Source organism: Streptomyces sp. CA-181903 (assembly GCF_050937075.1).
In the GTDB taxonomy this organism is placed as follows: Bacteria; Actinomycetota; Actinomycetes; order Streptomycetales; family Streptomycetaceae; genus Streptomyces.
In genome coordinates, this window is sequence record NZ_JBNJLY010000001.1 from 7,210,567 (window position 1) to 7,233,302 (window position 22,736).

The 22,736-nt window shown below is 75.1% G+C and carries 17 protein-coding genes and 2 pseudogenes; 7 read left to right on the forward strand and 12 right to left on the reverse strand.

Annotation, left to right across the window (positions count from 1 at the left end; translation table 11 throughout):
* Positions 1-28 precede the first annotated feature (28 nt).
* From ACQEVS_RS31990 to ACQEVS_RS32000, 3 genes are all read left to right on the forward strand, one after another.
* Positions 29-664 carry a TetR/AcrR family transcriptional regulator gene (locus ACQEVS_RS31990; RefSeq protein WP_433026713.1) on the forward strand — a complete coding sequence of 212 codons (636 nt, stop codon included), beginning with the start codon at positions 29-31 and terminating at the stop codon, positions 662-664.
* Between the two features lie 177 nt (positions 665-841).
* Complete coding sequence (locus ACQEVS_RS31995; protein WP_433026716.1) at positions 842-1,294, forward strand: GNAT family N-acetyltransferase; 453 nt, start codon at positions 842-844, stop codon at positions 1,292-1,294.
* Between the two features lie 112 nt (positions 1,295-1,406).
* Entirely contained in the window at positions 1,407-1,853 is a 447-nt protein-coding gene (locus ACQEVS_RS32000) for a hypothetical protein (RefSeq protein WP_433026719.1), read from the forward strand.
* A 34-nt stretch (positions 1,854-1,887) separates the two neighbouring features.
* Here the strand turns inward: ACQEVS_RS32000 and ACQEVS_RS32005 are convergent, their stop codons facing one another.
* From ACQEVS_RS32005 to ACQEVS_RS32020, 4 genes are all read right to left on the reverse strand, one after another.
* Positions 1,888-2,460, reverse strand: a complete 573-nt coding sequence (locus ACQEVS_RS32005; RefSeq protein WP_433026722.1) for a class I SAM-dependent methyltransferase — start codon at positions 2,458-2,460, stop codon at positions 1,888-1,890.
* 159 nt (positions 2,461-2,619) lie between these two features.
* Positions 2,620-3,438: a hypothetical protein gene (locus ACQEVS_RS32010; RefSeq protein WP_433026725.1), complete on the reverse strand. Its 819-nt coding sequence runs from the start codon at positions 3,436-3,438 to the stop codon at positions 2,620-2,622.
* A 29-nt stretch (positions 3,439-3,467) separates the two neighbouring features.
* Positions 3,468-4,442, reverse strand: a complete 975-nt coding sequence (locus ACQEVS_RS32015) for a 2-hydroxyacid dehydrogenase (protein WP_433026728.1) — start codon at positions 4,440-4,442, stop codon at positions 3,468-3,470.
* The gene (locus ACQEVS_RS32020) at positions 4,439-5,614 is read right to left on the reverse strand and encodes a lactate 2-monooxygenase (protein WP_433026731.1); all 1,176 of its coding nucleotides are present in this window, start codon (positions 5,612-5,614) and stop codon (positions 4,439-4,441) included. The genes ACQEVS_RS32015 and ACQEVS_RS32020 overlap by 4 nt, the downstream gene beginning before the upstream one ends.
* A gap of 115 nt (positions 5,615-5,729) precedes the next feature.
* Between ACQEVS_RS32020 and ACQEVS_RS32025 the strand changes: the two genes are divergently transcribed.
* Together ACQEVS_RS32025 and ACQEVS_RS32030 are read left to right on the forward strand one after the other, a co-directional pair.
* The gene (locus ACQEVS_RS32025) at positions 5,730-6,713 is read left to right on the forward strand and encodes a hypothetical protein (protein ID WP_433026734.1); all 984 of its coding nucleotides are present in this window, start codon (positions 5,730-5,732) and stop codon (positions 6,711-6,713) included.
* Positions 6,605-6,892, forward strand: a complete 288-nt coding sequence (locus ACQEVS_RS32030; RefSeq protein ID WP_433026737.1) for a helix-turn-helix domain-containing protein — start codon at positions 6,605-6,607, stop codon at positions 6,890-6,892. Before ACQEVS_RS32025 ends, ACQEVS_RS32030 begins: the two co-directional genes overlap by 109 nt.
* A gap of 32 nt (positions 6,893-6,924) precedes the next feature.
* Here the strand turns inward: ACQEVS_RS32030 and ACQEVS_RS32035 are convergent.
* The 3 genes and pseudogenes from ACQEVS_RS32035 to ACQEVS_RS32045 all read right to left on the reverse strand — a co-directional run bounded on the left by ACQEVS_RS32035 (position 6,925) and on the right by ACQEVS_RS32045 (position 10,331).
* Positions 6,925-7,562 (reverse strand): annotated as a pseudogene (locus tag ACQEVS_RS32035) (HNH endonuclease family protein).
* Between the two features lie 259 nt (positions 7,563-7,821).
* On the reverse strand, positions 7,822-9,324 hold the full coding sequence (locus ACQEVS_RS32040; protein WP_433026740.1) for an MFS transporter: 1,503 nt from the start codon (positions 9,322-9,324) through the stop codon (positions 7,822-7,824).
* Between the two features lie 455 nt (positions 9,325-9,779).
* Positions 9,780-10,331, reverse strand: a complete 552-nt coding sequence (locus ACQEVS_RS32045; protein ID WP_433026743.1) for a hypothetical protein — start codon at positions 10,329-10,331, stop codon at positions 9,780-9,782.
* 79 nt (positions 10,332-10,410) lie between these two features.
* On the opposite strand from ACQEVS_RS32045, the gene ACQEVS_RS32050 reads away from it, so the two are divergent.
* A complete protein-coding gene (locus tag ACQEVS_RS32050) occupies positions 10,411-11,355 on the forward strand; it encodes a hypothetical protein (RefSeq protein ID WP_433026746.1) in 945 nt (314 codons plus the stop codon).
* Positions 11,356-11,461: 106 nt separating this feature from the next.
* A complete protein-coding gene (locus ACQEVS_RS32055; RefSeq protein WP_185945181.1) occupies positions 11,462-11,698 on the forward strand; it encodes a hypothetical protein in 237 nt (78 codons plus the stop codon).
* A gap of 47 nt (positions 11,699-11,745) precedes the next feature.
* On the opposite strand, the gene ACQEVS_RS32060 is transcribed toward ACQEVS_RS32055, so the two are convergent.
* The 5 genes and pseudogenes from ACQEVS_RS32060 to ACQEVS_RS32080 all read right to left on the reverse strand — a co-directional run.
* A complete protein-coding gene (locus ACQEVS_RS32060) occupies positions 11,746-13,941 on the reverse strand; it encodes a terpene synthase family protein (RefSeq protein WP_433026749.1) in 2,196 nt (731 codons plus the stop codon).
* A 215-nt stretch (positions 13,942-14,156) separates the two neighbouring features.
* Entirely contained in the window at positions 14,157-15,563 is a 1,407-nt protein-coding gene (locus ACQEVS_RS32065) for a family 2B encapsulin nanocompartment shell protein (RefSeq protein WP_433026752.1), read from the reverse strand.
* Positions 15,564-15,936: 373 nt separating this feature from the next.
* Entirely contained in the window at positions 15,937-18,546 is a 2,610-nt protein-coding gene (locus ACQEVS_RS32070) for a condensation domain-containing protein (protein WP_433026755.1), read from the reverse strand.
* The gene (locus ACQEVS_RS32075; RefSeq protein ID WP_433028129.1) at positions 18,543-18,893 is read right to left on the reverse strand and encodes a phosphopantetheine-binding protein; all 351 of its coding nucleotides are present in this window, start codon (positions 18,891-18,893) and stop codon (positions 18,543-18,545) included. Before ACQEVS_RS32075 ends, ACQEVS_RS32070 begins: the two co-directional genes overlap by 4 nt.
* A 17-nt stretch (positions 18,894-18,910) precedes the next feature.
* Positions 18,911-22,690 (reverse strand): annotated as a pseudogene (locus ACQEVS_RS32080) (amino acid adenylation domain-containing protein); the annotation flags it as partial.
* Between the last annotated feature and the right edge of the window lie 46 nt (positions 22,691-22,736).

Genomic DNA, 22,736 nt, shown 5'->3' on the forward strand with positions numbered 1-22,736 from the left:
CTGGTAACGTGCGTGCTAGGGTGGCCGCATGGACGGATCGACGGGCCTGCGGGAGCGCAAGAAGCAGCGGACGCGGGCGGCCATCTCCGACACGGCGATCAGACTGTTCCTCCGGCACGGCTTCGACGGGGTCTCGGTGGCGGACATCGCGGCGGAGGCCGAGGTCTCCAAGCCGACGCTGTTCCGGTACTTCCCGACCAAGGAGGACCTGGTCGTCCACCGGTTCGCCGACCACCAGACCGAGGCGGCCGACATCGTCCGCGGCCGCGGCCCCGGCACCTCCGTTCTGGACGCCCTGCACCGCGACTTCCGCGCCCGCCTGGACGCCCGCGACCCCATCACCGGCCTCAACGACGCCGCGGAGGTCCTCGCCTTCCACGGCCTCATCCGCTCGACGCCGACCCTGGTGGCCCGGATGGGCGAGTACCTGGCCCGCGAGGAGGAGGCCCTGGCGGAGGCCCTCCGCGAGACGCTGGACACCGAACGGCCGGAGATCACCGCCCGGTTGCTGGCCGGCCAGCTGGTCGCCACCCGGCGCACCCTCGCCCTGGCCAACTGGGAACGCATCGTCACGGGCCGCTCGGCCGACGAGGTCCACCCCGAGGCCGTCGCCGACGCCGACCACGCCTTTTCCCTGCTGCGCGACGGCTTCCGCGAGAGCTGACGCGCGCCGCCACCCGCCCCGCGGGAAAACCGCTTGCCCCGCGCCCGCCGGCCGACAACCATGACCCGCATGCCGGGTTGACGCTGGAGACGACACCACCGCACCCCTCGGCCGCGCGCCCCGCCGGCCCTTCCGCTCCCACGTGCCCCCAGCCCGTACGGAACGGAAGGAACGACCATGGAGATCAGGCGGATCCACGAAGACGAAGGCGGCGCGGTCGGCGCGCTGTGGGACAGGATGTGCCGGGAGACCGAGGGCGGCGGCCCGCTCGCCGCGCCCGCCCGCCGGAACCTGGCCCGCATGCTGGCGGTGTCCGCGTGGCACCGCGACGCCTTCTGCCTGGTGGCGGTGGAGGACGGCCGGATCGCCGGCTTCGTGAACGGCCGTATCGACGCCGGAGACGGGCTGCTCCCCGGCATCGTCGGCGAGATCGACGCGCTGTACGTCATGCCCGGGCAGCGTGACCGCGGTGTCGAACGAGCCCTCGCGGAGGCCGCGGTCGACCTGCTCCGGGCCCGGGACGCCGGAACCGTCCGCTTCCTGTCGCCCGTCGGCGACCGTGCCGGGCAGCGGCTCTGGCGGGAGCTGGGCTTCGAGCCCGACCTGGTGTGCCTGAGCCGCCACCTGTGACGCCCCGCCACGGCGGGGCGCCCGCCCGGCCGGGGCCGCCCCGCGCGTCGGGCATATGATCGACGGCCGGTCCGGGCCGTCCGCCCGGGTCGACGCCGTCGGAAGAGGAGACATGCGCAAGACAGTCATGGCCGTCGTCACGGTCGCGACCGCCGCACTGCTGGCCGGTTGCGGTGGTGGGGGCAAGAGCGACGACAAGGGCGACAAGGGCGCGTCCGCGTCACAGGGGGCGAAGGCCGAGCCCCAGGAGGGCGCCGACAAGGGGGCGTCCCACCAGGTGACCCTGGAGGTGCGGGGCAAGGGCACGACGCAGATCTACTACAACCTCGACGGCAATGGCGCGCAGCAGGTGACCCTGCCCTGGAAGAGGACCGCCACCATCGCGCCGGAGGGCGCGGAGCGCAAGGTCGGCCGGCTGGTGAGCGTGGTCCCCGGATCGTCGCAGGCCGAGAACGGGATGCTGCGCGCCGCGTCGTGCACCATCCTCGTCGACGGGAAGAAGGTCGCGGACAACCAGGACGGCAAGAGCAACAAGCCGTGTGAGTACAAGCTGAAGTAGGCGACCCGTCGCCACCGGCTCACCCGCCACCGGCTCACCCGCCGCCCGCGAACGCCCGGAAGCGGAATCTTCCCTTTCCGGCGCTGACCTGGGCCTCGTCGAAGCCCGCCGCCCTGAGCCGGGACGCCAGCGTGTCCGGTGGCACCGGGACGCAGGTGTCGCCCCGGTGCAGGAGACGGAAGACGGTTCCGTCCAGCGCGTCGCAGCCCGCGAAGACACCGCCCGGCCGCAGCACCCGGCGGGCCTCCGCGAACAGCCGGTCCTGCCGTTCGGGCGAAGGCACGTGGTGGAGCATCGTGAAGCAGGTGACCGCGTGGAACCGACCGTCCGGCAGGGGCAGTTCGGCGCCGTCCGCGTGGACGACGTCGACCCGTCCGCCGTAGCGGCGGCGCAGCCGCCCGACGGCGGACGGATCGACCTCGGCGAGCGTCAGGCGGTCCACCCGGTGCAGCAGCCCGTCCGTCGTGACGCCGTACCCCGGGCCGATCTCCAGGGCGTCGGAACCGAGCGGCACACCGTTCAGCGCCCAGGGCAGCAGCCGTTCCTCGACGGTCCGGGCCCAGCGCCGGGACCGGCAGTAGAAGCGGTGGTAGCGGTTCATCGCCATACGGCGAGGCTAGGACGCGCCGCGGGCGCCGCCTACGGGGCGGGGCGCGCCCCCGGTCCGAACCCGCCACCGCCACGGCCCGGTTCGCCCCGGATCATCCGCCGTGCGCCGGCGTCCGACGACGTCGGCGGGCGGGGAAAACCGGCCGGAGTCCGGCCGTCAGGAGCAGCTCGCGTCCGCGCACAGCCGCCACGGCCCCCAGGCCAGGAAGGGTTCCCGCTCGGTGACCGTCCAGAAGCGGTCGCGGTTCCACTCCCGGGCGACCAGCCGCAGCCGGCCGTCGGGAAGCTGGGTGACGGACGAGGGCGCGCTCAGCCCCACGCTGCTCTCCGGCACCGGGCCCGTGGCACGCACCCCGCCCCACCGGTCGTCGGCGGTCGCGTACTGGCTGCGCACCTCCATGGCCGCGCCGGTGGACCGGCTCGCGGCGAAGGCGTGCAGCCGGCCGTCACGGTCCTTGAAGAGGGTCAGACCGCCGTGGTACGGAGGCGGTGCCAGCTCGAAGCTCTCCGCCGGGGGCCATGCGTCGTCAGGCGTGCGCAGCACGGTGTGGCAGAAGCCGCCGTAGGAGGCGAAGAACACCTCCAGCCCGCCGGCGGAGTTCTCCACCGCGTCCACCTCGTACAGCTTGGGCCCGACGGGCGTCGCGCTCACCCGCTCCCAGTCGCCGTACGCGCCGCCCGGCTCGTCCTGCGACCGGTGCCAGACGAAGGGCAGTCCGCCCATCGTCGAGGTGTCGTAGAACTGCTGGAACTGCTCGGTCCTGCCGTCGGCGCGGACGGCCGACACCAGTGACCCGGCGACGGGCCGGTCGGGCCGGCCGAGGGCCGTGGTGTCCGTGCCGCACGCCTGCGCCACGGTCCCGGCGTTCGCGGGCGACGCCGCGGCGACGCCGCCCGCGAACGCGGGCAGCAGCGCCAGGACGCCGCACAGCAGGGCGCGGACCAAGCGGCCACGCGGGGCCGTTCTTCGGTGCATGTCGGAACCTCCGGTCGTGGAAAGGGACTTCAGGAGACCACGTCCCGCGGCGGCTTGCCCTCGAAGTGCTCCAGAACGTTCTGCACGGCGGCGAGCGCGATGCGCACCAGCGTCTCCCGGGTGACGCCCGCGACGTGCGGGGAGAGGACCACGTTGGGGGCGCGCAGCAGCCGCAGCGACGCCGGGGGAGGCTCGGGCTCGAAGACGTCCAGCCCGGCGCCGGCCAGCGTGCCCGCCTCCAGCGCGTCGGCGAGCGCCTCCTGGTCGATCAGGGCGCCGCGGGCCGTGTTCACCACGAACGCCGTGGGCTTGAGCAGGGCCAGCCGCCCGGCGTCCAGCAGGTGCCGGGTGGCGTCGGTGAGCGGCGCGTGCAGCGTGACGTAGTCGGAGGTGCGGAGCAACTCGTCCAGGTCGACGCGGCGGGCACCGAGCCGGGCCTCGGTCTCCGGCGGGGCCGCCTCCGGCCCGCTGTAGACGATCCGCATGTCGAACGCGGCCGCCCGGCGGGCCACTTCGGTGCCGATCGTGCCGAGTCCCACGATGCCCAGCGTCTTGCCGGACAGCTCGGTGACGGACGACTGGAGGCGCGGCAGCGCCCAGTCCCCCTCGGCGAGCGCGGTGTGCGCCGGGACCAACTGCTTGGCGAGGGCCAGCATCAGGGCGAAGGTCTGCTCGGCCACGTTCTGCCGCTCCGCCGTGCTGGAACCGATGGTGCAGACCGGGATCGAGCGCGCCCGGGCCGCCTCCAGGTCCACGTAGTCGTAGCCGTGGCTGGCGCACTGGACGAGCTCCAGGGCGGGCGCGGCGGCGAAGTGCGCGGCCGTCACCGGCCCCAGACCGGTGATGACGACGTGCGCCTCGCGCAGCGCGGCCGGGTCCTCGTCGGCCGCCTCCACGACGGTCACCCGCGCCCGGCCCGGGAACAGGCCGGCGAGCGCGGCGCCGGCCGCCCGCCCGCCGACGTGCGGGGAGACCACGGCCAGGACGTTCCTCAGCTCGCTCACAGCGCCTCCCGCACCAGATCGGCCGGGCCCGGCGAGGCCGGACCCGCGTGCCCGGACAGGGCCAGGGTCAGGTCCAACTCGGCGAGCAGGCACCGGATGACGTGGTCCACGCCGGCCTGCCCGTCCAGGGCCAGCCCGTACACGTACGGCCGGCCCAGCAGCACCGCCCGCGCCCCCAGCGCGAGCGCCTTGAACACGTCGTCGCCCGTGCGCACCCCGCTGTCGAACAGCACGGTCAGCCGGTCGCCGGCCGCCGCCACCACGCCGGGCAGCGCGTCGGCGGCGGCCACCGCGCCCGCCACCTGCCGGCCGCCGTGATTGGAGACCACGACGCCGTCCACGCCCGCGTCGGCGGCGGCCCGCGCGTCGTCCGGGTGCAGCACGCCCTTGAGGACGATCGGGCCGTCCCAGTGCTCCCGCAGGAACGCCAGGTCGGGCCAGGTCTTCCCGGCGTCGGAGAACATCCCGAGGAAGTGCCGGACCGCCGCCTCGCGGTCCTCCTCCACCGGCTTGGCCAGCCCGGCCCGGAACGCCGGGTCGCTGAAGTAGTTGGCGGTGCCCACCCCGTGCAGGAACGGCAGGTACGCCTGGTCCAGGTCGCGGGGGCGCCAGGACAGCAGCGGGGTGTCGAGGGTGACGAACAGGGCCGTGTAGCCCGCCGCCCGGGCCCGGGCCAGGAAACTCCGGGCCACCTCGCGGTCCTTCGGCCAGTACAGCTGGAACCACCGCTCGGCGTCGCCCATCGCCTCGGCGACCCGCTCCATCGGCGTGCTGGACGCCGACGACAGGATGTACGGGACGCCGCGCGCGGCGGCGGCGCGGGCCGCGGCCGGCTCCGCGTCCGGATGCGCGATCGACAGGATGCCGACCGGCGCCAGCGCCAGTGGCACCGGCAGCCGGCGGCCGAACAGCTCGACGGAAAGGTCGCGTTCGGCCACGTCCCGCAGCATCCGCGGCACGATCCGCCACCGGTCGAGGGCGGCGCGGTTGGCGCGGGCGGTGCTCCCGCTGCCCGCGGCGCCGATCACGTACCCCGCCGGGCCGGCGCCGAGCCGCCGTTCGACCAGCTCCTCCAGCCGGCTCGGGTCGGCCGGCAGCCGGGGCACCGCCCCCGACAGGCCGTTCAGGTAGATCTCGTACTGGTAGTCCGCCCAGCGCGGCGTGGTCGCCATGGGTCCGTCCCGCCTCCCGTCCGTGGAACCGCTGCGTTCCGGCAGCGATCCTCACGGCGGCGACGTGCCCCGTCCACGGTGGTGCGCACGGGGTGAGTACTGCGACCATCACGGGGTGACGAACGAACGCGAGCGGATCCGCCGGGAGCTGGTCGCCGACCCCCGCGTCGTCGAGGCCGTCGTCGACGCGGTGCACGAACGGGTCCCCGCCTACGCGGACCTGGACGACGGGCGCCGCGGGGAGGTCCGGGCCATAGCCGCCTGGGCGCTGGAGCGCTTCCTGCACCTGTGGACCGTCGACGGCGACATCGGCCCCGCCGACCTGCGCCGCTTCCGCGGCATCGCGGCCGCCCGGGCCGCCGACGGCCGCCCGCTGCCGGCCGTGCTGCGGGCCTACCGGGTCGCCGCCACCGTGCTGGTGGACGAGATCGCGGCCCGCGCCGCCCCCTCCGCCGCCGCCGACGCGTTCGCCCTCACCCGGCGGCTCCTCACCACCCTCGACACCCTGTGCGAGGTGATGGCCGGTTCCTACACCGCCACCAGCGAACGGCTCGCGGGCGACCGCGCGCAGGCGCTGCGCCTGCTGCTGGACGACCTGATCGCCGGCCGGCACGCGTCCGTCGGCGCGGTGACCGACCGGGCCGCCCGCCTCGGCGTCGAACTGCCGTACCCCTACTGCCTGCTGGTCGTCGTGCCGCGCGAGGACGAGGACCCGGCCGACCCGGCGGAGCTGCTCGCCGTGCTCACCGGCCCGGCCGCCGGCACCCCATTGGCCACCGCGCAGGGCTCCCGAACCGTGCTGCTGCTCCCCGCGGACGCCGCCCCGGCGGCCCCGGGGTGCTGCGGGAACGCGGTCTGCGCGGCTGCGCGATCACCGGCGAGGGCCTGGACCGCATCGCCGTCGCCCACCGCCTCGCCGCCGGCGCCCTCGCCACCGCGCCGGAGCACGCCCACCGTTCCGGGCGGATCCTCACCGACGCCGACGCGCACGTGCTGGCGCTGCTCGCCGGGCACCCGGCCACGGACGCGGAGCACATCGGCCGCCTGGTCCTCGGCCCGCTCGCCCGGCCCGCCCAGCGGCACCTGCTGGAGGCGCTGACCGCGTACCTCGACACGGGCTCCGCCACCGCCGCCGCCCGCGGCCTGCGGCTGCACCCGCAGTCCCTGCGCTACCGGCTGCGCCGGATCCGCGAACTGACCGGCCGCGACCCGCGCGATCCCTGGCAGCGGCTCACCCTCGACATCGCGCGGACGGTGGCGGGCCCGCCGCCCGGGTAGGGGCGACGGGCCCGGGGGAGGGGCGTTCCGGGTCAGCAGCCCTTGAGGACCGCCGCCAGCTTGTTCTTCTCGGCGCTGTCCACCGTCAGCTTGTAGTCGTGCTTGACGGTGACCCACATGCGCACGTACGTACAGGCGTAGTCGGCGCGCGGGGGCATCCACTTCGCCGGATCCTTGTCGCCCTTCGCCTGGTTGACGCGGTCGGTCACGGCGATGAGCTGGGGGCGCGTCAGGTCGTTGGCGAACTTCTGCCGGTCGGCCTTGGTCCACGTGTTCGCCCCGGAGCGCCACGCCTCGGCGAGCGGGACGACGTGGTCGATGTCGACGTCGGAGGCGTCGTGCCAGGTGGCGCCGTCGTAGGGGAGTACCAGGTGCCCTCGACGGCGGCGCAGCGGTCGTCCTGCTCGACGTCCTGGCCGTCGCGCTGGAGGACGACCTCGCGGGTGTTGCACTCCCCGTGCTGGGTGATCCAGTGCGGGAACTGGGCCCGGCTGTAACCGTCGAGGGTGCCCTCGGGGCGGACGGTCAGCGCGTCCACGTAGGAACGCGCGGTGGCGGCGTCCACCGGGGCGGGCGGCGCGGCCTGGGCGCTCGGCCCGTTGAGGACGATCGCGCCGGCCAGGGCGGCGAGGCCGGCGGTGACGGATATTCGACGCGCGTAGAGACGCATGCGGGACGCTCCCGGGAGGTGGGTGGAGGGGAAACGCGGATCAGGCTGGTGGCACGGGGTGTCCGGGGGGTGAGTGCCGGGCAACACAATGGCGGCGTGCGCATGTCAAAACAAGTGTTCTGAAAGTGATCTGACTCTCGAAAACCGGGTGCGTCAGGAGCCGGACGGGTGCGAAGGCAAACCGAAGGCCCGCACGCGGTGGTGTGCGTGCGGGCCTGGCCTCAGCGCCCGGCCGGGGTCAAGCGGCCGTGACGGGGCGTCAGGGAGTGCCGGTCGGGGCGCCCGTGTCCGGGGTCGCGGCCGTGAGCGGGGTGGCGATGTCCTCCAGCGAACGGCGTTCGGCGGGCAGGGCGAGGAAGCCCGCCACCACGCCCGCGACCGTCATCAGCGCCGCGCCGATCTGAAACGCCAGCACGGTGTCGCCGACCACCCCGGAGCCGGTCAGCTTGGCGAACAGCAGCGGGCCGGTGATGCCGCCGGCGGCCGTGCCGACCGCGTAGAAGAACGCGATGGCCAGCGCGCGCGTCTCCATCGGGAAGATCTCGCTCACCGTCAGGTAGGCGCTGCTGGCCCCCGCCGAGGCGAAGAACAGCACCACGCACCAGCACGCCGTCATCGTGGCCGCCGTCAGCGAACCCCGGCCGAACAGCCAGGCGGTGCCGAACAGCAGCAGACCGCTCAGCACATAGGTGCCCGTGATCATCGGCCGCCGGCCGACGGTGTCGAAGAGGCGCCCCAGCAGCAGCGGGCCGAGGAAATTCACAAAGGCGATGACCGCGAAGTAATAGCCCGTGTGACCGGAGGGCACCGAGAAGAAGTCGGTGAGGATCGAGCCGAAGCCGAACGTGATCGCGTTGTAGAGGAACGCCTGGCCGATGAAGAGGGCCAGGCCCAGCGCGGACCTGCGGGGATAGTCACGGAAGACAGTCCGCGCGATGGTCAGGAAGCCGACGCTGCCGCGCCGGTGGATGGTGATCTTCCGGTCGACCGGCTCGCAGGGGCGGCCCGTGTCGGCGGCGACCTGTCGCTCGATGGAGCCGACCAGTTCCTCCGCCTCCTCGCCGCGGCCGTGGATGAACAGCCAGCGGGGCGACTCGGGGACGTTCCGCCGGACCAGCAGGATCACCAGGCCCAGGACCACGCCGAGACCGAAGGTGAGCCGCCAGCCGAGCCAGGCCGGGAAGAGAGCGGTGTCGAGCATGAGGACCGAAAGCAGCGACCCGCCCACGGCGCCGATCCAGAAGCTGCCGTTGATGATGAGGTCGACGCGCCCCCGGTAGGGGGCCGGTATCAGCTCGTCCACCGCGGAGTTGATGGCCGCGTACTCACCGCCGATGCCGCAGCCGGTGAGGAAGCGGAAGAGGAAGAACCACCAGGAGTGGAAGGACAGTCCGGTCATCGCGGTCGCGGCCAGGTACACCGCGAGCGTCAGCATGAAGAGTTTTTTGCGGCCCAGCCGGTCGGTCAGCCAGCCGAAGAAAAGGGCGCCCACACAGGCGCCCGCCACGTACAGCGCGGCGGCGAGGCCGGTCACCTGGGCGGAGGAGATGTCGAGGCCGCTGCCGTGCTCGGACAGCCGGGAGGCGATGTTGCCGACGACGGTCACCTCAAGGCCGTCGAGTATCCACACCGTGCCGAGGCCGATGACCACCATCCAGTGCCACCGCGACCACGGCAGCCGGTCCAGCCGTGCCGGGACGGACGTGGTCACCGTCCCCGAGTCACCCCCCGCGCCGTCGGAACGTTGTTCGACCGTTGCCATGACGCACCTCCCGGACAGCTCGGCCGGAAGCCCCGCGCTCCCGGCCGGACGTCCCGGCGTCTGCCCCGGTGGTCGGCGGCACACCCGGTGACCTGGGTCGCGTGAGGCTCACGGGACGCGCGCGGCGAGCGCCGCGCGAGCGGGTGAGGCAAGGAACGTGCGTGGTGTTGTCAGGGGCCGGCCCGGGGGCACGACGCGTGCCCCGGACCCCGGTCCTAACGGAGCCGGTCCTTCCAGTTTCCCTCGGATCCGGCCGCCGGCCCACCCGGGCGCGGGGGAGCGGCGTACGACGGGGGCCCGCCGGGGTCAGCGGACGGCCAGGTCCCCGTCCGGCACGTCACCGAGGTCACCGGACGGTCCCTCCGGCACCTCTGCCGGGGTCAGCGGACGGCCAGGTCCCCGTCCGGCACGTCACCGAGGTCACCGGACGGTCCCCTCCGGCACCTCTGCCGAGGTCACCGGACGAGCAGGTCCCCGTCCGGCACGTCCGCCACCGCGACCACGGCACGCGGCTGCCCCAGCCCCCGGGCCACGGCCCGCGCCACGCCCTCGGCGTCGGGGCCCGAGGGCACCGGGACCCGCTCGTCCGGGCCGTACGCCTCGACGGCCTTGGTCAGATAGCCCGGGTGCCAGGCGCCGAGCGCCCCCTTGACCTCCACGGACCGCACCGGCCGGTGGCCGATCCGGGCCCGTAGGGCGGGCAGGATCGCGTCCGAGCGCAGCTCGCCGGGCACCTGGAACAGACTGGCGTGGGCGCCCACCAGGCCGCCGCCCGCGAGCCGCACGGTCACCGTCAGACAGCTGGTGACGCTCGGGTACAGCAGCGGTGTGCCGGGGGCGGCCTCGCGCACCTGGCCCTCGGTGATCCGGACGGCCTCCCCGGGCACGGCGCGCACGGCCGCGGTCGGCGCCCCCGCGCCCGGCCGGGCCTCGGCGGCGGTCGCGGTCGCGGCCGGCAGGGCCAGGACGAGGAGGGCGGCGGTCACGGCGGCGGGTGCGAGGCGCACGGGGGTCCTTTCACGGGTACGGAGGGAACATCGAGCACAATAGTTCGAGTGCGGGTGCCGCCGGGCCCGTACCCCGGGCATGAGCGAGAGAGCACAGCGCATGGGCATCACGGTCGAATACGTTGCGTACCAGGACGACACGGATGTCGACGTCCGCCTGTACGGGGAGCTCTACGCCGGGCTGCCGATGCCCGTCCCCGACCTGGGTCGCGATGCCGCCGACCGCCCGGCGTGGGCCGTCGTCGCCCGCCGCCCCGACGGTCGCCTGCTGGGCTGGGCCGAGGTCCACCCGCCGGCCGCCGGGGGCGACGCCGCCGACGTCCAGTGGCTGCTGGTCTCCCGGGAGCGCGAACGCCTCACCACCGGCGTCCACGGCCGGCGCGCCGCCACCGCCGAGGAGCGGGAGACGGCCGGCCGGCTGCTGCGCGGCGCGGCCCGCAGGGCGGCGGCCGGCGGGCTCACGGCCCTGGAGTGGACCGGCACGGACGGGGACGGCGTCGCGGCGGAGCTGGGCGCCGAAGCGAAGGAGGAGCCGGGCGGCCGCTGGACGACCCCCGCCCCCCTGGCCGACTGGCAACGGCCCCCCGGACTCCCGCAGGTGACGGTCCGTCAGGTCACCGTCCCGGCCGCCGCCGGCCTGCTCGCGGAGCACGCCCGCCTCTACTCCGAGGTCACCGGACGCCCCTACACCCCGCGCGACGCCGCCGAGGTGCTGCGCGACCTCCCGCCGCTCCCGCACCTCACCCTGGACCTCCTCACCCCCGCCGGCCGCACGGCCGCCCAGGCCACCGCCGTGATCGCCGGCACGGAGGCGCTGGTCGACATCGTCTTCCGGGGCGCCGCGGCCGACGGCCCCTCCGTCGCCTGCCTGATCGCGGAACTCGTCGCCCGGCTCCGCCGCGACCATCCGCGAACCGCCCTGCTGGAGGTCCAGGAGCACGGCGACCCGGTCACCGCCGAGGCCCTGGCCGCGGCGGGCCTGCGGCCGGCCGAGCGGTGGTACCGCTACCGGCTGGAGCTCTGAGCCGGCCGCTCGGCGTCGGCCGCCCGCTCCGCCGGGCGGGTGCAGCCCGTTCGACGCGCCCGCCGGGCGCTTGCCAGCGTCCACCGCACTCCGGAGCATGCGGCGCATGGCAGAGTGCGAAGTTTGCGGCAACGACTACGACATGGCGTTCTTCGTCGAGACCCAGGACGGCTCCCGGCACGCCTTCGACTCCTTCTCCTGCGCCATCCACCGCATGGCCCCGATCTGCGAGCACTGCCGCGTCCGGGTCATCGGGCACGGCGTGGAGGCCGACGGGCAGTGGTACTGCTGCGCCCACTGCGCGCGGGAGGCCGGGAAGGCGGGCATCGTGGACCGGGTGTGAACCGTCGGCGGGGGCGGGACGGCGCCGCCGGCCGCCCCCGCCGCCGGTCAGCGGGAAGCCCCCCAGGGGACGGCGGGCAGGAACGCGGACGGCTCAGGCACCGGAAGGTAACGGAAGTTCCGCTCCAGATCCTCCTGGCGGTACCTCCGGCACCCGCGGTGCCAGTTGAGGATCCCCGCCAGCCAGTTCTCCAGCTCCTTCACATACCCCTCCAGCGCCTCCCGCGCCTCCGGCCCCAGCCCGGCGTCCGCGTACAGCACCGGCAGCTCGTGCGTGGCCACGTGCCGGAACTGGTTCATCCGGCCGCGCATCAGATCGTCGACGATGGCGAGGGCCGCCCGCCGGTCGCAGCCGAAGAACGTCTGCACCACCAGGACGGCGTTGTGCACCTCGCCCTCGTACTCGATCTCCTTCTGGTACGAGAACACGTCGTTGAGCAGCGTCGCGTAGTCGATCGCCGCGTTCTCCAGGGAGCGGACCGTGCCACTGCGGTAGACGTCGTCCGGCACGGCGCGCCCGTGCCCGACGCGGCACAGCGCGATGGTGAGGTCGGAGCCGAAGGTGGCGCGGCGCATCTCGATGTAGTCGACGGGCTCGGGGACGCGGTGCTCGGCCTGGTTCTGCAGCTCCCACAGCCAGCTCTCGCACATCACTTCGACGGCGTCCCGCAGTTGGGAGCGGCCCGCGGCGTCCATCGACCCGGCGGTGCGCCCCCAGAGGTCGGCGAGGCCGCGCTCCAGGGCGGTCAGCGGTACGGGCGCACCCGCCAGGTCAAGGGGCATCAGGGCGAGGAGACGGGCGTGGGTCAGCTTGGCGCCGGTCATGTCGCGGGGGCGGCCGTAGACCACGGGATAGTAGTCGTCGCCGTAGGTGCCCCAGGTCAGCCACTGCGAGGCCAGGTCGAGCTCCTCGGGGGTGGCGTCCGGGTGGAGGCCCGCGGCGCACAGCGGAAAGTCGTACCCGTACAGCTTGCGTTCGTCCCAGATGTACGACGCGGGCACCCCCGGCTGCGGGGCGAGCATGCCCATCTCCCGGGCCCACTCGACGGCGTTCGGCCGGGCGCGGTCCAGGTGCGGGCTCAGCCGTAGGGTGCACGGCACGTCGAAGTCCGGCAGTTCGGACGGGCCGACGTGCTGGTGGGGGACGTGGGTGAGGGAGCGGAGGCGCCGGGTGCCCGTCGCCGCGAACAGGTGCTTGAGGTCGAGGCCGGACGTACCGGGACCGGTCGGCCCGGGCAGCCCGTTCGGGGCCGCCTCCTGGTTCATGTAACGACTGGAGCGCATGTGCCACTCATGACCGCCGGACTGCCAGTCCTGGAGGCCCTTGGCGTAGGCGAGCACCGCCCGGCAGCCGTCGGGGCCGAGCGCGTAATCGGCGAAGAGCTGCGGCAGTTCGGTGACGACCGTGTGCTCGAACTGCTGCATCCGCGATGTCAGCAGGTCGTTGACGGACTCGGCGGCCTCCTGCGTCCCGCAGCCGAGGAACGTCTCCAACACCAGGACGCCGTTGGAGAGTTCGCCTTCGTCTTCGACCTCGCGCTGGTACGAGAACAGGTCGTTGCGCAGGTGCACCGCGTCGGCGAACGTGTCCGACAGCACCCGCATCGGGCGGGTGCCGGCCACCGACGCCGGCACCTCGGCGCCGGCCGCGTACTCCACCAGCCCGGCCGACCAGGGCGCGCCGCCCACCTTGCGGCGCATCTCGATGTACTCGACGGGGTTGGCGATCCGCCCCTCGTTGATGTTGGACAGCTCCCAGAGCGACTCGTCGAGCAGGTTCCGGGTGCTCTCCGCGAACCGGGCACGCCAGTCGGCGGACATGTGCGGGACCGTGCGCGCCCACAGGTCCGCCAGGCCCGCCTCCACCGGATGCGTCGGCTCCGGCACGGCGGCGGCCGGGTCCATGGGCATGAACGCCGGGAGCCGGTCCAGGTAGGCGCGGCCGCCCTCGCGGTCCTGCGTCCGCTTGAACAGTTCAAGGAAGTGGTCGTCGAAGAAGAACACCCACACGTACCAGTCGGTGACCAGCGACAGCGCCGGGCTGTCGCAGTCGGGGTGCGTGTAGGCGCAGAGCAGGGCGTAGTCGTGCGCGTCGAGGTCCGCCTGGTCCCACACGCCCGACCCCTCCAGCATGCCCATCCCGCGGGCCCACTCCCGTGCGTGGGCGCGTGCCTCCTCCAGGTGGGGGTTGAGCCGGGCGGGGTGGTTCAGGTAGAAGGCGGGCAGGGTGAAGGGCTGGGTCACTGCGAGACTCCTCGTCCGGTCCGCGCCGTGGCGGCGGCCGGCACGTTCCTGTTGCCGACGGGCCGGGCGGCCGTCGGCGGCTCCTCGGCCGTGGCGGCGGCCGGACCGGCGGCGGGCGGCCCGGCGCGGCGCGGCGGCGGCACGTCACCGGGCGGGGCCCGGGGGCTCCCGCCGGCCCCGGACCCCCGTCGGGGCCGGGACCGGGGCCGGGTCGGTCAGCGCCACCGGCCGATCTCGACGTTCTCCAGCACCCCGAGCGCGTCCGGCACCAGCACGGCCGCCGAGTAGTACGCCGTCACCAGGTACGACATGACCGCCTGCTCGTTGATGCCCATGAACCGCACCGACAGGCTCGGCTCGATCTCGTCCGGGATGCCGGCCTGCCGCAGCCCGATGACGCCCTGCTCGGCCTCGCCGGTACGCATGCAGATGATCGACGTCGTCCGCGCCTCGGTGACCGGGATCTTGTTGCAAGGGAAGATCGGCACCCCGCGCCAGGTCGGGATGCGGTGGCCGCCCATGTCGATCGTCTCGGGCACCAGCCCGCGCTTGTTGAACTCCCGCCCGATCGCCGCGATGGCCCGCGGGTGCGCCAGGAACAGCTTCGAACCCCGGCGGCGGCTGAGCAGTTCGTCCAGGTCGTCCGGGCTGGGGACGCCGTCGTGCGGCTGGAGCCGCTGGTCGTACTCGCAGTTGTTGAGGAGGCCGAACTCCCGGTTGTTGATGAGCTCGTGCTCCTGGCGCTCCTTGAGCGCCTCGACGGTCAGCCGGAGCTGCTGCTCCATCTGGTTCATCGGGTGGTTGTACAGGTCGGCGACGCGGGTGTGGACGCGCAGGACGGTCTGCGCCACGCTCAGCTCGTACTCGCGGGGGTGCTCCTCGTAGTCGACGAACGTCGCCGGGATGTCGGCCTCGCCGCGGTGGCCGGCGCGGAGTTCGATCTCCTTCTCGCCGTACTTGTTGGTCCGCTGGGCCGGCAGCGAGCGCACCCGCTCCACGTGCCCGCGGAGCGACTCCGAGCGCTCCACCGCCTGGTCGAAGGCCAGCTTCGGCAGCACCAGGACCGTACAGGCCGTCGCGGCGCGGGCCGTGTACTCCCAGGTGCCGTCCGAGGCGAGCAGGGCGTCCCCGCCGAAGTGATCGCCGTCCGCGAGCACGCCGAGCACCGCGTCGTCCCCGTACGGGCCCTCGCCGACCTTCTCCACGCGGCCGTGCGCGAGCAGCACGACCCCGTCGATGGGCTGGCCCTTCGTCGCCAGGATGTCGCCCGGCCCGTACTCGCGCTGCTCGCAGCGGCGGGCGAGCTCGTTGAGCACCTCGGCGTCCTCGTACCCGTGCAGCGCCGCCAGCTCGCCGAGTTCGGCGGGGATGACCTCGACGCGGTCTCCCGTCTTGATGAACGTGACCCGGCCGTCGCCGACCGTGTAGGCGAGCCGCCGGTTCACCCGGTAGGTACCGCCCTGGATGTGGCTCCACGGCAGCATCTTCAGGAGCCACCGGGAGGTGATCTCCTGCATCTGGGGTTCGGACTTGGTGGTCGTCGCCAGATTCCGCGCCGCGGCCGTTCCGAGGCTCTGCTGCGGACGGTCTTCTTCGGTGCGGTTCTCTTCGGCTACGGACATGTGCGTGCCTTCCCGGGTTGCCTGGCGGTGTGCGATGTCGGCATGGGTGTGCCTCGGGAAGACTTACCAACGCGGAGCGTGGTCGTATCCTCACACAAGTGAGTGAGATTACGGTGAGGGTTTCGAGGGGGGTGTTCGAGGTTACGGTGTGTGGTCGGGGAGTTGGGCCCCGGTCCCGCCCCTTCGCCGCTTCCCGGGGGCAAGTCCCCGGACCCCCTTTTCGCGGCTTCGCCGCTCGTCCTCAAGCGCCGGACAGGCTGACAAGTCAGCCTGTCCGGCGCTTGAGGACAACCGCGCGGAGCGCGGTTTCGGGGGCCCGGGGGCCGGCCCCCGGGAATCGGCGAAGGGGTGGGACTGGGGCGCCCTCCACGCGTCAGCCCCGCAGCATTGCGCCGAGTACCTCCCGCCAGCCCTCTCCGGCCCGCGGCACGAGCAACTCCGCCAACGCCTCCGCGCGATACCGGTGCCGGTGACGCAGCCCGGGTGCGGACGTGTCCGCGGGAACGACGGGCCCCGAGGTGCCCAGGAGCCGGACGAGCTCCTCGGCGAACGAGGCCCAGGCCACATGCCCGCCGATCGCGTTGACGACCCCGTCCACAGGCCGCTCGACACAGTGCGTCAACACCCGTGCCAGGGCAGCCGCGTGGATCCACGGTGCCCCCGCCCAGGAATCACCCGAGGGAGGGACGGCCCCGGCGGCCGGCAGGACGACCGGGCCGCCCGCCCGTGCCGCCTGGTAGAGATCACCGGTCGCACCCCAGCGCAACTGGTCGCGCAACCGCGGATGATCGCCCCAGACGATGGGCGCCCGCACCACGCTCGCCCCGCCCCCGGCACCGGCCGCCTCCAGCAGCAGGCGTTCGCAGTCCAGCTTGCCCCGCCCGTACGCGCTCACCGGCTCCTCGGAGGGCGCGCCCTCCGGAACCTCCGCCACCGACGGCGAGCCGTAGGCGTCGACGCTGCTGACGAAGACGAACGGTCCGGGACGCCGCTCCGCGAGGAGTGCCCGCATCGCGGCCACGTCCACCTCGGGGGAGGTGAAGGTGCAGGCGGAGTGGATGACGGCGTCCACCCCGCGTACGGCGGCGCGGAGGCTGTCCGGGTCGGTCAGGTCGCCCTCGGCGATCTCGACGTCGGGACCGTCCGGCACCAGATGCGTGGACTCGGGCCGGACGAGCGCCCGCACCGGGCGCCCCCGCGCGGCGAGTTCGCGCAGGACGAACGCGCCCACGCCGCCCGTGCCGCCGGTGACCAGGACCGTACCGGCCCGGGCGGACGTACGCCGCCCGGCGGCCGGGCGGGCCGCCGCGCGCCGGGCCGTCCGCTCGTCGAGCAGCGCGGCGAGCGCCCGCGGCGTGCGGTGCTCCAGCACGTCGAGGCCGGTGAGCGGCGCGTGGAAGCGCTCCCGCAGCCGTTCGGCGACCCGTACCGCGAGCAGCGAGTGGCCGCCGAGCAGGAAGAAGTCGCCGTCGGGGCCCGGCCGTTCGCCGAGCAGGTCGGCGAAGACCGCCTCGACCTCGGGCGTCGGACCGGGCAGGTGCTCCGCCGACGGCGCCGGCGCGTCCTCCGGCACGGCCTGGGGGGCGGTGGCCGGCCGGCGCAGCGCGGCGTTCCCGGCCGCCGCCACGCCCGTCAGCAGGCCCGCGAAGCCGTCCAGCAGGGCCCGCGCGGCCCCGCCGTCCAGCCGCCGGGCGTCGTACTGCACCACGCACCGGGCGGGACGCCCGTCCACGGCCTCCTCCAGGAAGAAGCCGAGGCCGAACTTGGCCGTGCCCAGCGGGACGTCGACCGGGGTGCACTCCGCGTCCGGCAACCGCAGTCCGACGGGTCCGGACACGACGTCCGCCGTGACACCGACCAGGGCGCCGCCGTCCGTGTCCCGGGCGGACGGGTCCAGCCGCCGCACGATTGTGTCGAACGGCACGTGCCGGTACCGCTGCGCCCGCAGCAGCTCGTCCCGGACCCGGTCCAGCAGGCCGGCGAAGTCCTCGGTGCCGGAGAGGTCGGGGCGGACGGGGAGGGTGTTGACGCAGAGGCCGACCAGGTTCCGGTCGGCGGCCCGGTCGCGGTGGCCGCTCGCGCAGCCGACGACCAGGTCCTCCCGGCCGGTCGCCTCCAGCAGAGCGCCGAAGGCGGCCGCGAGGACGACGGTGAACAGCGTGGCCCGGTGCGCGCGGCCGGCCTCGCGCAGGCCCTCGACGCTGCCGGTCGGGAGGAGGGCGGTGAGGAGGCGCCCCTCGCCGCGGGAGCCCCCGGTGGCGGCGGTGCCGTCCGCCGGACCCGGCAGCGCGGGCGGGCGGGCCCCCGCGAGCCGCCGGGTCCAGTAGGCGGTGCCCTCCTCGTCCTCCGGCGCCGACCGCTCCCGCCGCGCGAAGTCGGTGTAGCGCGGCGCCGGGTCCTCGGGACCGTCCGGGCGGCCCTCCACGACCGCCCGGTACCGGTCGCCGAGCTCCCGCGCGACGATCTCCAACCCGCCGCCGTCCACCGCGATGTGATGCAGCGTCAGAAGGACGGTGTGGTCGTCCGGCGCGTGCCGGAGCAGCAGGGCCCGGAGGACCGGGCCCTCGGCGAGGTCGAACGGGCGCTCCGCCTCCGCCCGCAGCAGCGGACCGGCCGCGTCGGCGGCGGCCTCCACCACCGGCACCGGTACCGGCGCGGGCGGCAGCACCTCCTGGTACGGCTCGCCGCCGGCCTGCCGGTAGCGGGTACGCAGCACCTCGTGCCGGCGCACCAGCCAGTCCAGCGCCCGGCCGAACGCCTCGCGGTCGAAGGGGCCGCGGACGCGGGTGGCGAAGGGCACGTTGTACAGCGCGCCCGTGTGCCCCAGGCGCTCCATCAGCCACATGCGGTGCTGGGCGTGCGAGAGGGGGGCCGGGCCGGCGTCCTCCCGCGCGGGGGCGGGAGCCGTACGGGCGCCCGCGGCGCGGCGGCGGGCCCTGCGCAGCAGTTCCTCCTGCCGCGCGACGTCCTGGGCGGCGGTCATCGGCCGGCCTCCGTCTCGTCCGGGCCGAACGCGGCGGCCAGTTCCCGCTCCACCAGCTCGGCCTGGCCCGCCACCGTGGGGGCGGCGAAGAACGCGGCGAGCGACAGCTCCACGCCCAGGTCCTCGCGGAGGTCGTCCACGATGCCCAGCGCGAGCAGCGAGTGGCCGCCCAGCGCCAGGAAGTCGGCGTCCGGGTCGGTGACCTCGCGGTCCAGGGCACGGGCCCAGGCCGCCGCCACCGCCTGCTGGAGCGGCGTGAGTTCACGGGCCGGAGTGCCGGACGTGTGCGGCGCGGCCAGGGGCAGGCCGGCGAGCGCCGCCCGGTCGACCTTGCCGTTGGCCGTCACCGGCAGCCGGTCCGTCAGCGACCAGGCCGACGGCAGCATGTGTGCGGGCAGCAGCCCGGTCAGGTGCTCGCGGAGCGCCGCCGGCGACGGACGCGCACCCTCCGCGGGGACGACGAAGGCGGCGAGCCGCGCGTCCACCGTGCCCGCGCCGTCGGACGCGTCCGGCCGCAGGACCGTCACCGCCGCGTCCGCGACCCCGGCGTGCGAGCGCAGCGCGTGCTCGATCTCGCCCGGCTCGATGCGGTAGCCGCGCACCTTCACCTGGTCGTCCAGCCGCCCGTGGAACTCCAGTGTGCCGTCGGGGCGGGCCGAGACCAGGTCGCCGGTGCGGTAGAGCCGGCCGTGCGCGGAATCCTCGACGAACGCGTCGGCGGTGCGTTCCGGCTGCCCCAGGTAGCCCAGGGCCAGCCGGGAGCCGCCGATCCACAGCTCGCCCCGGCCACCGGCGGGCACCGGCGCGCCGTGCTCGTCCCGGACGTGCGCCGTCGCACCGGCGATCGGCCGGCCGATGGGCGGCGGATCCTCGCCGTCCGCCGGGAGCACCCGGTGGGCGGTGGCGAAGCTGGTGGCCTCGGTGGGCCCGTAGCCGTTGACCAGTTCCAGCCAGGGGTGGCGGCGCAGCACGGCGTGGGCGAGCCGGCCGGACAGCGCCTCGCCGCCGACGATCACGCTCCGGAGCACGCCGAAGACCGCCGAGCCGCGGGCCGCGAGGTGGTGGAAGAGGGCCGTGGTGAACAGGGCCACCGTGGCCCCGAGCCGCTCCACGTCCCGGGCCAGGTTCTCCAGCGACTCCCGGTCCGCGGTGGACACCACGGCCGCGGCGCCGTTGGCCAGCGCCGTCCACAGCTCGAACGGCGAGGCGTCGAAGGCGAGCGGGGAGTGGAAGAGGACCCGGTCGCGCGGGGTGACCGTGAGGAACTCCGGCTCCGTCACCAGCTCCGCCACGGCCCGGTGCGGGATCGCGACCGCCTTGGGCCGGCCCGTCGAGCCGGAGGTGAACATGGTGTACGCGACGGCGTCCGCGTCGTACGCGCACGGCTCCGGCAGCTCCCGTTCCCCGAGCGGCGCGCCCTCGTCGGACGTACCGCCCGCCGCCGAGACGGCCAGCGCGCGGCCGGCCGGCACCCCGGCCGCCTCCAGCAGGTCCTTGCCGCCCACCGTGAGGACCACCCCGGCGTCCTCCAGCATGGCGGCGATCCGGGCGCGCGGGTACGCCGCGTCCAGTGGCACGTAGTGGCCGCCCGCCCACCAGACGGCGAGCTGGGCCACGACGACGCCGGTCGAGTGCGGCAGCAGGACGCCGACCGCGTCCCCCGGCCGACACCCCGGGCCCGCAGCACGCCCGCCAACCGACGGGCGGCGTCGGTCAGTTCGGCGTAGGTGAGGGTGTCGCCGGCGTCCCGCACGGCGAGGGCGTCGGGGGTGGCGGCGGCGTGGGCGAGCACGCGCCCGAGGACGCCGGCGGGGCGGGACGCCGTCTCGAACGGGGAACTCGCGGCTCCGGCCGGGCGGTCCGCTCCCTCGGCCGGGAAGCCCGCGGCTCCGGCCGGGTGGTTCGTCGCTCCGGCCTGGCGGTTCGCCGTTTGAGCCGGGCGGCCCGCGGCGACCGCCGTACCGTCGGCCGCGGACGCGGCCACCGGCCCCCGCCGCGCGTCCAGCAGCGCGGCCAGTGCCCGCAGGTCCGGCTGGCGCAGGACCTCCGGTGCGCGCAGGCGGACGCCGGAGTGCTCCTCCAGGGCGGTCAGCAGACGGGCGGCGGACAGGGAATCGCCGCCGGAGCCGAGGAAGTTGGCGTCCGCGCCGAGGTCGGGACGGCCCAGCAGCTCCCGGCACAGGCCGACGACCAGGTCTTCAGTGGAAGGGTTCGCCTTCCCACCCGGGTCGTCCGCCGCCGGTTCCGTGCCCGGAGCCGCCGGTGCGGCCACCGGCCCCCGTCGCGCGTCCAGCAGCGCGGCCAGTGCCCGCAGGTCCGGCTGGCGCAGGACCTCCGGTGCGCGCAGGCGGACGCCGGAGTGCTCCTCCAGGGCCGTCAGCAGTCGGGCCGCCGACAACGAATCGCCGCCGGAGCCGAGGAAGTTGGCGTCCGCGCCGAGGTCGGGACGGCCCAGCAGCTCCCGGCACAGGCCGACGACCAGGTCCTCGGTGGGGGGCGACGCCTGAGCGGCCGTGGCTCCCTCGGGCCGGTCGGCGAGCGGGGCCGTGGTCTCGGTGGTCCGGGCGGCCCGCGGCGCCGCGGCGTCCTCGCGCCGTCCGGCGAGCAGCGCCTCGCGGTCCACCTTGCCGTTCGCGTCCACCGGGAAGGCGTCCACGAGGCGGACCACCGCCGGCACCGCCTGCTCCGGCAGCCAGCCGCGTACCGCGGCCAGCAGTTCGTCCGTCAAGGGAGCCGCCACGCCGGGCGCCGGCCGGACGAACGCGACGAGCCGGACGCCGCCCCCGGCGGCGGTGTCCGCCGCGACGACCGTGCGCAGCACGCGCGGGTCCCGCTCGAACGCGGCCTCGACCTCGGCCGGTTCGACGCGTACACCGCGCACCTTCAGCTGGGCGTCCAGCCGGCCCAGGAACTCCAGCACGCCGTCCCGGCGCATCCGCACCCGGTCGCCGGTGCGGTACACCCGGTCGGTGCCCGTCACCCCGGCGGGCGGCGGGACGAAGCGCCGGGTGGTCAGTTCGGGGTCCAGGTAGCCGATCGCGAGACCGTCGCCGCCGACCCGCAGTTCGCCCGGTTCGCCGTGCGGCACCAGCCGCCCGTCGGCGTCGGTCACGCAGGCGACGACGCCGGGCAGCGGCGTGCCGATGGGCGGCGGCGTGGACGCGTCGGCGCCGTTCAGGGCGTGGGCCGTCACCAGGACGGTCGCCTCGGCCGGGCCGTAGTTGTTGTCCACGCGCGCGGTGACGTCCGGGCCGGGGACGCGGCGCAGCCGGTCGCCGCCGGTGCTCAGGTGGCGCAGCGGCAGGTCGCGCGGCCAGGGGCGTTCGAGGACGAGCTCGGCCAGCGGGGTGGGCAGGATCGACACCGTCACGCCGGCGCGGCGCCACCAGTCGGTGAGCGCCTGCGGGTCCCAGCGGACGTCGTCGGGCGCGACGCTCAGCGCGGCCCCGGACGTCAGGCCCGCCCACAGCTCCATCAGGTGCGGGTCGAAGGCCACGCCGATCAGCAGGTTGTGCCGGTCGCCCGGCCCGCAGCCGGTGCGTTCGGTGTACCAGTCCAGCCGGGCGGCCAGCGCCGCGGAGCTCACCGCGACGGCCTTCGGCACGCCGGTGGTGCCGGAGGTGAGGACGGCGTACAGGGTGCCCTCCGGCGCGCCGCGCCGGTTCCCCGCCGAGGTGGCGGGGAACGCCGCGACGGGCTCCCCGGTGACGTTGGCCCCGGCCGCCGGGAGCGGCAGGGGGAGGACGCCGGTCGCCCGGGCGGCCTCCGGGAGCGCGTCGGCGGAGCCGATCAGGCAGGTCACCCGGAGGACGTCCGCGACGGCCGCGAGGCGCCGCTCGCCGGGGCGCGGCCCCAGCGGCAGGTAGACGGCGCCGAGCCGGGCCAGCGCGACGGCGGTCGCGGCCAGGGCGGCGGAGCGGTCCAGGCAGACGCCGACCAGGTCGCCGGGCCGCACCCGGTCGCGCAGCGCGTCGGCGGTGCGGTCGGCCAAGGCGTCGAGTTCGGCGTAGGTCCAGGTCAGGTCGCCGTCCTCGACGGCGGGGGCGGACGGGTCGCGCAGGACCCGGTCCGCGAAGCGGGCCAGGACGTCGTCCGGCCCGCGCTCGGCGCGCTCGGCGCCGTACGCGACAGATGCAGTGGTCATGATGTCCTCGGTTGGCGCGAAGAGTTCGGCACGAAGAGTCGGGTGG